General features: G+C 74.6%; 9 protein-coding genes. 6 read left to right on the top strand and 3 right to left on the bottom strand.

Annotation, left to right across the window (positions count from 1 at the left end; translation table 11 throughout):
- Positions 1–160: 160 nt before the first annotated feature.
- Positions 161–1,783 (bottom strand): FAD-binding oxidoreductase, encoded by a 1,623-nt coding sequence (locus tag AC07AL_RS25195; RefSeq protein WP_478318248.1) that lies wholly within the window; start codon positions 1,781–1,783, stop codon positions 161–163.
- Between the two features lie 20 nt (positions 1,784–1,803).
- Between AC07AL_RS25195 and AC07AL_RS25190 the strand changes: the two genes are divergently transcribed.
- Both AC07AL_RS25190 and AC07AL_RS25185 read left to right on the top strand, forming a co-directional pair.
- Entirely contained in the window at positions 1,804–2,418 is a 615-nt protein-coding gene (locus AC07AL_RS25190) for a TetR/AcrR family transcriptional regulator (RefSeq protein WP_363579644.1), read from the top strand.
- Complete coding sequence (locus AC07AL_RS25185) at positions 2,415–3,992, top strand: glycerol-3-phosphate dehydrogenase/oxidase (RefSeq protein WP_478318246.1); 1,578 nt, start codon at positions 2,415–2,417, stop codon at positions 3,990–3,992. Before AC07AL_RS25190 ends, AC07AL_RS25185 begins: the two co-directional genes overlap by 4 nt.
- 16 nt (positions 3,993–4,008) lie before the next feature.
- Here the strand turns inward: AC07AL_RS25185 and AC07AL_RS25180 are convergent, their stop codons facing one another.
- Positions 4,009–4,302 (bottom strand): hypothetical protein, encoded by a 294-nt coding sequence (locus tag AC07AL_RS25180; protein ID WP_063349769.1) that lies wholly within the window; start codon positions 4,300–4,302, stop codon positions 4,009–4,011.
- Between the two features lie 239 nt (positions 4,303–4,541).
- On the opposite strand from AC07AL_RS25180, the gene AC07AL_RS25175 reads away from it, so the two are divergent.
- Positions 4,542–5,117, top strand: coding sequence for a TerD family protein (locus AC07AL_RS25175; protein ID WP_350883073.1), 576 nt, complete (start codon positions 4,542–4,544; stop codon positions 5,115–5,117).
- A gap of 69 nt (positions 5,118–5,186) precedes the next feature.
- Here the strand turns inward: AC07AL_RS25175 and AC07AL_RS25170 are convergent, their stop codons facing one another.
- Positions 5,187–6,446 (bottom strand): FAD binding domain-containing protein, encoded by a 1,260-nt coding sequence (locus AC07AL_RS25170; RefSeq protein ID WP_478318243.1) that lies wholly within the window; start codon positions 6,444–6,446, stop codon positions 5,187–5,189.
- A 184-nt stretch (positions 6,447–6,630) separates the two neighbouring features.
- Here AC07AL_RS25170 and AC07AL_RS25165 point away from each other — a divergent pair, with 184 nt between their 5' ends.
- The 3 genes from AC07AL_RS25165 (at position 6,631) to AC07AL_RS25155 (ending at position 10,199) form a co-directional block, all read left to right on the top strand.
- The gene (locus AC07AL_RS25165) at positions 6,631–8,685 is read left to right on the top strand and encodes an oxidoreductase (protein WP_478318241.1); all 2,055 of its coding nucleotides are present in this window, start codon (positions 6,631–6,633) and stop codon (positions 8,683–8,685) included.
- A 77-nt stretch (positions 8,686–8,762) separates the two neighbouring features.
- Positions 8,763–9,350, top strand: coding sequence for a PadR family transcriptional regulator (locus AC07AL_RS25160; RefSeq protein ID WP_400984124.1), 588 nt, complete (start codon positions 8,763–8,765; stop codon positions 9,348–9,350).
- Positions 9,351–9,440: 90 nt separating this feature from the next.
- Positions 9,441–10,199 (top strand): hypothetical protein, encoded by a 759-nt coding sequence (locus AC07AL_RS25155; RefSeq protein WP_478318240.1) that lies wholly within the window; start codon positions 9,441–9,443, stop codon positions 10,197–10,199.
- Positions 10,200–10,390: the final 191 nt, after the last annotated feature.

Below are 10,390 nucleotides of genomic sequence, written 5' to 3'. Positions count from 1 at the left end.
TGGGTTTTTTGGTGGGGGGTGTGGGCGCGGCGCGGGGGGGGGGGAGGGCGACGAGCGGAGGGCGGGGCCTGGCCGTGGGGGGCGGCGGTGGGCCCCCCCCCCCCCCCCGCCGCCGGGTTGCTGAGGACGGCCACTCGCCTGATGGCTCGCGGACCGCCGGTCACGGGATCAGCTTGCCGGGGTTGAGGATGCCCGCCGGGTCCAGTTCGGCCTTGACGGCGCGCAGGATGCGCACGCCGAGCTCGCCGATCTCGTCGCTCATCCAGGGCCGGTGGTCGGCGCCGACGGCGTGGTGGTGGGTGATGGTGCCGCCGGCGGTGACGATGGCGTCGCCGGCGGCGCGCTTGGCGGCGGCCCACCGGGCGAGCGGGTCCTCGCCGAGGGCGGCGACGACGGTGAAGTAGAGCGAGGCGCCGGTCGGGTAGACGTGCGAGACGTGGCAGAGGACGAGGGCGCCGGGCAGGGCGGTGGTGAGGGCCTCGGTGACGGCGGTCCGCAGCCGCGGGAGCCGGCTCCAACTGGCCGCGGTCTCCAGGGTTTCGCAGAGGGCGCCGGCGCTGAGCAGGGAGTCCCGCAGGTAGGGGGCGTTGAAGCGGCCGTGTTCCCAGGCCCGGGCGGGGGCTTCGCCGAGGGAGGTGGCGCCGGCGGCGAGCAGGGTGTCGCGGGTGAGCCGGTGGCGGGTGGCGACCTGTTCGGCGGTGCCTTCGAAGACGGTGACGGCGAGGCAGCCGGTGACGGCGGGGGCGCCGCCGATCTGCTCGGTCATGGCGAGGTTGACCATCGTCTCGGCCTCGTCGGAGAGCCGGATGACGGTGGGGCCGGTGCCGGCCTGCTCGACGGCGCGCAGGGCGGCACTGCCGGTGGCGAAGTCGGGCAGGCTCCAGGCCTCGTAGGCCTTGACGGCGGGCAGCGGGTGGACGCGGAGCCGGACGGCGGTGATGACGCCGAGGGTGCCTTCGGAGCCGAGGAAGAGTTCGCGCAGGTCGGGGCCGGCGGCGGAGGCGGGGGCGCGGCCGAGGTCGAGCACCCCGGCGGGGGTGACGACGCGAAGGCCGCGGACCATCTCGTCGAAGCGCCCGTGGCCGGCCGAGTCCTGGCCGGAGGAACGGGTGGCGGCGAAGCCGCCGAGGGTGGCGTAGCGGAAGCTCTGCGGGTAGTGGCCGAGTTCGTAGCCGCGCTCGGCGAGCAGGGCCTCGGCGGCGGGGCCGGTGAGGCCGGCGCCGAGGACGGCCTCGCCGGAGGTCTCGTCGAGGTCGTGGAGCCGGTCGAGGCGGCGCAGGTCGAGCGAGATGACGGCGGTGAGGCCGCCGCGTTCGGGGTCGAGGCCGCCGACGACGCTGGTGCCGCCGCCGAACGGGACGACGGCGATGCGGCGTTCGGCGCAGAGCGCGAGGACGGCGGCGATCTCCTGCTCGTCGCCGGGCAGCACGACGGCGTCGGGCGCGTCCTGAGGGGCGCGGCTGCGGCGGCGCAGCAGGTCGGGGGTGGACTTGCCGCCGGCGCGGGGGAGCCGGTCGGCGTCGGCGGCGCTGACGTTGGTCTCTCCGACGGCGGCGGCGAGGGCCTTGAGGTCGTCGGCGGTGATCCGCGAGGGGTGCAGGAGGACCTCGTCGGCGGCCGGTCCGGGGGTGGCGTCGCCGGTGACGCCGAGGGCGGCGGCGAGCAGCCCCTTGATGTCCGCGGACAGCTCCTTGGCGAGGGCCGGGTCGCCCCAGGCGTCCCACTTCATCGGGGGGAGCGGCAGCGCGGCGCCGGCCGGTCCCGCTTGCGTCTCAGGTGCCATGCGTTACAGTTTCACACATCATGTCAAGTAGTAACGCCGAGTCCCCTGGCAGTCCCGCGCGCAGCACCGACGACGCGATCCTGGACGCCGCCGCCGACCTGATCGTCCATCTCGGCGTGCGCCGAACGCAGTTGGCGGAGATCGCCCGCCGCGCCGGGGTCAGCCGGCCGACCGTCTACCGGCGCTGGCCGGACGTCCGGGCGGTGATCGGCGCCCTGCTCACCCGGGAGATCCGGGCCACCCGGGAGGGCGTCGCCCTGACCCTCGGGGGCGACGGCGCCCCGATCGGCCGGGAGGCCTTCGTCGACGGGGTCGTCGAGGTGGCCGTCCGGCTGCGGGACCACCCGGTGCTCGGCGCGCTGCTGCGCTCCTCCGACTCCGACCTGCTGCTGGAGTACGTCGTCGAGCGGCTCGGCACCAGCCAGCGCGGCCTGCTGGAGGCGCTGCGGGCCGGCATCGAGCAGGGGCAGGCGCACGGTTCGATCCGGGCCGGGGAGCCGGTCGAACTGGCCGCCATGGTCCTGCTGATCGCCCAGTCCACCGTCCAGTCGCACCGCATGGTCGCCTCCCTGCTGTCGGAGGCCGCCTGGCGGCGCGAACTGACCAGAGCACTGAACGGATACCTCGCGCCATGACCTCGACGCCCGCCGGATCCTCCGCCGCTCACTCCGCCGCTCCCTTCGCCGGCTCCAGCCGACTCGACGCCGGCCGGCGCCAGGCGGAACTCGAAGCGCTGGGGGACCGCCCGCGGGTCGACCTGCTGGTGATCGGCGGCGGCGTCACCGGTGCCGGGGTGGCCCTGGACGCCGCCTCGCGCGGGTTGCGCACGGTGCTGGTCGAGTCCCGCGACCTGGCGTTCGGCACCAGCCGCTGGAGCTCCAAGCTGGTGCACGGCGGCCTGCGCTACCTCGCCTCCGGACGGATCGGGGTGGCCCGGGAGAGCGCGATCGAGCGCGGCGTGCTGATGACCCGCACCGCCCCGCACCTGATCCGCGCGCTGCCCCAACTGGTGCCGCTGCTCCCGGGGTTGCTGCGCCCCGGGCAGGCCTCGCTGATCCGGGTGGGCTTCCACGCCGGGGACGCGCTGCGGATCGGCGCCGGGACGCCGGGCGCGCTGCTGCCCCGGGTGCGCCGGATCGGCGCCGCGCGGACGCGGCAGCTGGTGCCGGGCGTGCGGACCGCCGGGCTGTCCGGCGCGCTGGTCGCGCACGACGGCCAACTCGTCGACGACGCCCGGCTGGTGGTGGCGCTGGCGCGAACCGCGGCGCAGTACGGCGCCACCGTGCTGACCAGGGTGCGGGCGGAGTCCGTGACCGGCAGCTGCGCCCGGCTCACCGACACCGTCACCGGGCAGTCGCTGACCGTCGAAGCCGGCGCGGTGGTCAACGCCACCGGCGTCTGGGCGGGCGAGGTGGACCCGTCGATCAGGCTGCGCCCCAGCCGGGGCACCCACCTCCTGGTGGACGCCGCCGCGCTCGGCCACCCGACCGCGGCGCTCACCGTGCCGGTGCCCGGTTCGACCAGCCGCTTCGTCTTCGCGCTGCCCCAGCAACTCGGCCGGGTGGCGATCGGGCTGACCGACGAGGACGCGCCCGGTCCGATCCCGGACGAGCCGCAGCCCGCCGAGGGGGAGCTCGCCTTCCTGCTCGACACCGTCAACGCCGCCCTGAGCACCGCGCTGACCAGGGCGGACGTGCGCGGCGCGTACGCGGGGCTGCGGCCGCTGATCGACACCGGGGGCGGCAGCACCGCCGACATCTCCCGGGAGCACGCGGTGCTGGAGTCGCCGTCCGGGCTGGTCACGGTGGTCGGCGGCAAGCTCACCACCTACCGGCGGATGGCCGAGGACGCGGTGGACGCCGCCGTGCGGCTGCGCGGCCTGCCGGCCCGGGCCTGCTGGACGGCCCGCCTGCCGCTGGTCGGCGCCCCGGCCCACCGGGACAGCCGCCCGCTCCCGGCGGGCGCCGTGCCCGGCTCGCTGCTCGCCCGCCACGGCGGATCGTCCCAGGAGGTGGTGGCCGCCGGGGAGTTGACGCCGATCGCGGAAGGCCTGGACGTGACGCGCGCCGAGGTCGCCTACGCCGTCACGCACGAGGGCGCGTTGGACGTCGCCGACGTGCTCGACCGCCGGACCAGGATCGGCCTGGTCGCCGAGGACGCCGAGCGGGCCCGGAAAGCGATCGAGGAGATCGTGGCGCAGCGCCTGTAGCGGGCGGGCGGAGGGCTCAGCGCGCCGCGCGCTCCGGCATCGGGTGCTCGGCTCCCGCGACCTCCAGGACGCAGGAGTACGGGTGCTCGGCCGCGCCCGTGCGGTCCAGCCGCACCGAGAGCGGCAGCGGCGGCTCCTCGGCGAGCTGGGCGGCGAGCGTCAGCGGGTAGACGCCGTGCCCGTGGACGCGGTGGAAGGCGCACTCCTTGCCGTCCACCAGCAACTCGGTCTCGGTGATCCAGCCGGAGCGGACGTTGACGGTGACCGAGTGCCCGGCCTGGTCGAAGTGGAAGCTGTACCGCTGGCGCATGGGGAACCTCCCGCGCGGGGGCCGCCGGTCGGGGCGGACCAGGGGATCCACCGCCAGTCTAGGGCGTGTCTTCCAACCCCCGCCTGCGCGGCGGCGTGGGGGCGGTGCGGGCCGGGGTGATGGGTGGTTCCCGGTGGAACCCCTGAGAAATCCCCGGGGTGGGGCCCGACCGCAGGTGGATTCCCGTGATCTCTACAGTGTTGTAGATTCGTCCGCAGGGAGAGATCGAGGAGGGCATTGTGGGAGTTTCACTGGCCAAGGGCGGCAACGTCTCGCTGAGCAAGGAGGCGCCCGGTCTGAGCGCCGTGATCGTGGGTCTCGGCTGGGACGTGCGCACCACCACGGGCGCCGACTACGACCTGGACGCCAGTGCGCTGCTCTGCAACGCGCTCGGCAAGGTGGTCTCGGACCAGCACTTCGTCTTCTTCAACAACCTGCGCAGCCCCGACGGTTCGGTCGAGCACAGCGGCGACAACCTGACCGGTGGCGGCGACGGCGACGACGAGCAGATCAAGGTCGACCTGGCGCGGGTGCCGGCCGACGTGGCGAAGGTGGTCTTCCCGGTGTCGATCTACGACGCCGACGCCCGGCTGCAGAACTTCGGGCAGGTCCGCAACGCGTTCATCCGGGTGCTGAACCAGGCCAACGGCCAGGAGATCGCCCGCTACGACCTCAGCGAGGACGCGTCCACGGAGACCGCGATGGTCTTCGGTGAGCTGTACCGCAACGGCGCGGAGTGGAAGTTCCGCGCGATAGGGCAGGGTTACGCCTCCGGTCTGCGCGGCATCGCGACCGACTACGGCGTCAACGTCTGATCGCAGCAGGTGGATCGCGGCAGGTGATCTGACGGGGTTTCGGCGGCCACCGGCCTTTGCGGCCCACGCTCACTCGGGACGCCCGAGGGCGTGGCCGCCGAAACCCCCGCTGCCGGTCAGCTGACGGCGCCACCAGGCGTCCATCCCCGGTCCGTCCATGGCCGACCAGTCCGGTGCGGCGGCGACCTGCTCCCGGCCGAGCCGTCGGCCCAGTTCCACCAGCTCCCGCCCGACCACGCCCCGCTCCTGGTCGTACGCGGCCAGCAGGGCCGGCCAGAACCCGCCGTCCGCGGCGGCGGCCCGCCCGGCCTGCTCGAAGGCGTGCGCGTCCTGCAAGGCCTTCACGGCGCCGCTGGTGTTGTGCGGGCGGACGACGGTGGCCGCGTCCCCGCCGAGGAGCAGCCGGCCGGCCGTGCGGCGCGGGGTCTCCAGGTCGTAGACGGGCTGGAGGAAGGTCCGCTCGCGCGGGGTGAGGGTGACCAGGGCGGCCCAGTACGGCGGCAGGTGCCGTTCGGCGAGCTGGCGCAGGTCGTCCAGCCGCCCGTCGGTGAGGGTGCCCGCCGGGATGCTGGTCGGGCCGTCGAGGCGCAGCCAGGCGGGGGTGGGCGCGTAGAAGACCCAGTTCACCTGGGTGGTGCCGGGGGTGAGCCCGGGGATGCGGTAGATCACGACCTGGCCGCCGGGGTAGCAGACGGTGGCGCACTCGTCCTCCGGCCAGGCCGCGGCCCCGCCGGGCAGCTCCGCCAGCAGTGCGGCGTCGTAGCTGCCGCGCCAGCACACGTACCCGGCGTATGCGGGCCGGGCCTGCGGGCAGACCGCCGCGCGGACCACCGAGCGGTAGCCGTCGGCGCCGATCACCAGGTCGTACGGTTCGCGGGTGCCGTCGGGGCCGGCCGTCCAGGCGCCGTCCTGGTCGGTGCCGGCCGCGGTGACGGTGTGGCCTTGCCGGAACTCGACCCGGTCGGGGGTGCGTTCGCGCAGGGCCTGCCAGAGGACGGCCCAGTGGTGGGAGTGGAACGGCATCGGCTGGTTCCAGAGCACCCGCCCGCGCCCGTCCGGTCCGTCGCCGCCGCGGTCCTCGGCCGTCTCCCGGGTGACCCAGCGGCGGACGGTGAGGCGGTGACGGCGGACGCCGTCGTGGAGGTGGCCGGCGTGGACCAGTTCGTCGAAGCGGTCGTCGTTGATGCAGATCCCGACGCCGCGGTCCTCCAACTGGCCCTCGCTGCGTTCCAGGACCACGATCCGGTCCGCTCCCAGCCGGGCGGCGGCCCCGGCGAAGGCGCTTCCGGCGATGCTGCCGCCGATCACGGCTATCGAGCTATCCCGCATGGCGGTCCTCTCCCAGCTGCCCACACTACCGATCTGACAATACGCGGATCATGTCCGCGAGTTGGTGGGAACCGGCAGAGCGCGGGGCCTCGACCCGCGGCCCCCTTATGCAACTAGTTGCACATCGAGCCGCCGTCCCCTACTCTGCGGTAACACCGACCCCCGCCGCCCCCAGGAGACGTCGATGAGCGCGTCGATGAGCACCACCCCCGGCAGCAGCCGCTACCCGCACCTGCTCAGCCCGCTCGACCTCGGCTTCACCACCCTGCCCAACCGCGTCGTCATGGGCTCCATGCACGTCGGCCTGGAGGAGGCCCCCGACGGCTACCGGCGGATGGCCGAGTTCTACGCCGAGCGGGCCCGCGGCGGCGTCGGCCTCATCGTCACCGGCGGCATCGCCCCCAACGAGGCCGGGCGCCCCTGGGAGGGCGGCGCGATGCTCACCACCGGGGCCGAAGCCGACCGCCACCGCGTCGTCACCGACGCCGTGCACGCCGCCGGCGGGAAGATCGCCCTGCAGATCCTGCACTTCGGCCGCTACGCCTACCACCGCGACCTGGTCGCCCCCAGCGCCCTCCAGGCCCCGATCAGTCCCTTCGTCCCGCACGAGCTCACCGCCGCACAGGTCGAGCAGACCATCCAGGACTTCGTCCGCTGCGCCGAACTCGCCCGCCGCGCCGGGTACGACGGCGTCGAGATCATGGGCTCCGAGGGCTACCTGATCAACGAGTTCGTCGTCGCGGCCACCAACCGGCGCGAGGACGAATGGGGCGGCCCGTACGAGCGCCGGATGCGCTTCCCGGTGGAGATCGTCCGCCGGGTCCGCGAGCGGGTCGGCGAGGACTTCATCATCGTCTACCGCCTCTCCATGCTCGACCTGGTGCCCGGCGGCTCCACCCTCGACGAGGTCGTCCGCCTCGCCCAGGCCGTCGAGGCCGCCGGGACGACCATCATCAACACCGGCATCGGCTGGCACGAGGCCCGCATCCCCACCATCGCCACCTCCGTGCCGCGCGGCGCCTTCGCCTGGGCGACCAGGAAGGTGATGGGCACCGTCGGCATCCCGCTGGTCACCACCAACCGCATCAACACACCGGAAATCGCCGAGCAGTTGCTCGCCGACGGCTGCGCCGACCTGGTCTCGCTGGCCCGCCCGCTGCTCGCCGACGCCGACTTCGTCGCCAAGGCGGAGGACGGCCGCGCCGACGCCATCAACACCTGCATCGGCTGCAACCAGGCCTGCCTCGACCACACCTTCAGCGGCCTGATCACCTCCTGCCTGGTCAACCCGCGCGCCTGCCACGAGACCGAACTCGTGCTCACGCCCACCAGGTCGCGCAAGCGCATCGGCGTCGTCGGAGCCGGCCCGGCCGGGCTCGCCTTCGCCGTCTCCGCCGCCGAACGCGGCCACGACGTCACCCTGTTCGACGCCGCCGCGGCGATCGGCGGGCAGCTGAACACCGCCCGGCTCGTGCCCGGCAAGGAGGAGTTCGACGAGACGCTGCGCTACTACCGCACCCGGCTCGCCGAGTTGGCCGTCACCCAGCGCCTCGGCACCACCGCCACCGCCGACCGGCTCGCCGCCGAGAACTTCGACGAACTCGTCCTCGCCACCGGCGTCACCCCGCGAACCCCCGGCGACCTGCCGGGAGTTGACCACCCCAGCGTCGTCGGCTACCTCGACGTCCTGCGCGACGGCGCCCCCGTCGGCGAGCGGGTCGCCATCCTCGGCGCGGGCGGCATCGGCTTCGACGTGGCAGGCTTCCTCACCGACCAGGGGGACGCGGCCAGCCTCGACCCGGCCGTGTTCCAGGCCAAGTGGGGCATCGACCCGGAGTACCGCGAGCGCGGCGGACTGCGCCGCCCCGAGCGGCCCGCACCGCCGCGCGCCGTCCACCTGCTCCAGCGCAAGACCAGCAAGGTCGGTGCCGGGCTCGGCAAGACCACCGGCTGGATCCACCGCACCGAACTCCGGCACCGCGGCGTCACCATGGTCGCCGGCGCGACGTACGACCTGATCGACGACGCCGGCCTGCACTTCACCGTCGACGGCGAGCGCCAACTGCTGCCCGTGGACACCGTGGTGCTCTGCACCGGCCAGGAGCCGCGCCGCGACCTCTACGAGGCGCTGCGCGAGCGCGGCCTGGAGGCCCACCTGATCGGCGGCGCCGACGTCGCCGCCGAACTCGACGCCAAGCGGGCCATCAAGCAGGGCACCGAACTGGCCGCCGCGATCTGACCCTTCCTTGCGCGCTGGGTCCCTGTTCGGCCGGACAGGACCTGGGCACGCCTTGGGCACGCCCTAGGATCGACGGCATGTCGCTGCCGCACGCCATCCTCACCGCCCTGCTGGAGAAACCGTCCTCGGGGCTGGAGCTGACCCGGCGCTTCGACAAGTCGATCGGCTTCTTCTGGCCCGCCACCCACCAGCAGATCTACCGCGAACTGGGCCGGCTGGAGGCCTCCGGGCAGATCCGGGCCCTCCCGCCGTCCGGCCCCGTCCGCGGGCAGAAGAAGGAGTACGAGGTCCTGCCCGAGGGCCGTGCCGAACTCGCCCGCTGGACGGCCGAGGGCGCCGAGCCGCGCGCCGTCCGCGAACCGCTGCTGCTACGGCTGCGCGCCGCCGCGGTGGTCGGCACGGACGGCCTGGCGGCCGAGGTGCGGCGGCACCTGGCGCTGCACCGCGCGCAGTTGGACGACTACCGGGAGATCGAGCGGCACGACTTCCCGGCCGAGGCGACGGCCGGGGAGAACCGCCTCCAGCACGCCGTGCTGCGGGCGGGCATCGGGCTGGAGGCCTTCTGGGTGCAGTGGCTCGCCGAAACCCTCGAAACCCTCGAAGCGCTCGAAACCCCCGGCCCGCCCCCGGCGGACCAGGGGGACCAGCCGGACCAGGGGGTCTGACCTGCGGCGATCCGCGCCCGCGAGCCCCTTGCCAGGCCCGGTGGGACACTGGTGCCTGTCCCTGCCCGCACCCTCGACCGGGGGGCCCGCATGTCCCACCCGAAGCCGCTCCACGCCCTCGCCGCCGCCGCCCTCGCCGCGGCGGTCGCCTTGGGCCCGGCCCACCTCGCCGCGGCCGCGACGCCCGGCCAGCCCGCCCAGGGCCTGCCCACCTCCGAGCAACTCACCGCGGCCCTGCTCACCGTCGACGACGTCGGCCCAGGCTTCACCCAGGTCCCCAGCACGGCCAGCCCCAGCCCCAGCGCCGGCCCCAGTACGATGCCGTCCCCGGCCAACGGCTGCGACGCCCTCAGCGACCTGATCAACATGCACACCGGCGTCCCCGGCCCCGAGACCCCGCACGCCGAGGTCGAACTGGACGGCCCGGGCGGCAACCCGATGGTGACCGAGTCCCTCACCGCCGAGGACGCGGGAAAGCTCACCACCGACCTCGGCGCCGCCACCGCGGCCCTCAAGAGCTGCCACACCATCACCTTCAACGCCGGTGCCAACGACTCGGTGACCTTCACCGTCACCCCGGTCACCCTCGGCGACCGCCAGGACGCGCCCGCCGTCCGCCTCGACGGCACCCTGGCCGGCGTCCAACTGAACGCCTTCGTCGGCGTCGAGCGCTTCGGCACCGTCGGCATGGCCTTCGGCTTCTTCCAGCGCGGCGGCGACTCCCCCCAACTGGCCTCCTTCCAGTACCGCGCCGCCGTCGCCAAGGTCCAGCGCGCCCTCGGCACCACCGCCGGCAGCACCACCCCGCCCACCGCCACGGCCCCCGTCACCCAGGGCGCCTCGGTCTGAGCCGGGCAACGCGACGGCCCCCGTCGGGCAGGCAGCCCGACGGGGGCCGCGGCGTGCGGGGGCGCCGGTGCTGAGCGGATCGGCGCGCTGTTCGCCGACTACACGCCGGACGAGATCGCGGTGATCGCCGACTGGTTCACCCGGGCCAAGGGGGTGCTGGGGGAGTCGCTGGACGAGATCCGGGCCGAAAC

The organism is Kitasatospora sp. NPDC043949 (assembly GCF_056435365.1).
This window is presented reverse-complemented; position numbering and strand designations above follow the sequence as displayed.

Excerpts from the sequence above, each read along its gene's own strand:
- AC07AL_RS25195 (WP_478318248.1), bottom strand. The coding sequence starts at position 1,783 with ATGGCACCTGAGACGCAAGCGGGACCGGCCGGCGCCGCGCTGCCGCTC.
- AC07AL_RS25190 (WP_363579644.1), top strand. The coding sequence starts at position 1,804 with ATGTCAAGTAGTAACGCCGAGTCCCCTGGCAGTCCCGCGCGCAGCACC.
- AC07AL_RS25185 (WP_478318246.1), top strand. The coding sequence starts at position 2,415 with ATGACCTCGACGCCCGCCGGATCCTCCGCCGCTCACTCCGCCGCTCCC.
- AC07AL_RS25180 (WP_063349769.1), bottom strand. The coding sequence starts at position 4,302 with ATGCGCCAGCGGTACAGCTTCCACTTCGACCAGGCCGGGCACTCGGTC.
- AC07AL_RS25170 (WP_478318243.1), bottom strand. The coding sequence starts at position 6,446 with ATGCGGGATAGCTCGATAGCCGTGATCGGCGGCAGCATCGCCGGAAGC.
- AC07AL_RS25165 (WP_478318241.1), top strand. The coding sequence starts at position 6,631 with ATGAGCGCGTCGATGAGCACCACCCCCGGCAGCAGCCGCTACCCGCAC.
- AC07AL_RS25160 (WP_400984124.1), top strand. The coding sequence starts at position 8,763 with ATGTCGCTGCCGCACGCCATCCTCACCGCCCTGCTGGAGAAACCGTCC.
- AC07AL_RS25155 (WP_478318240.1), top strand. The coding sequence starts at position 9,441 with ATGTCCCACCCGAAGCCGCTCCACGCCCTCGCCGCCGCCGCCCTCGCC.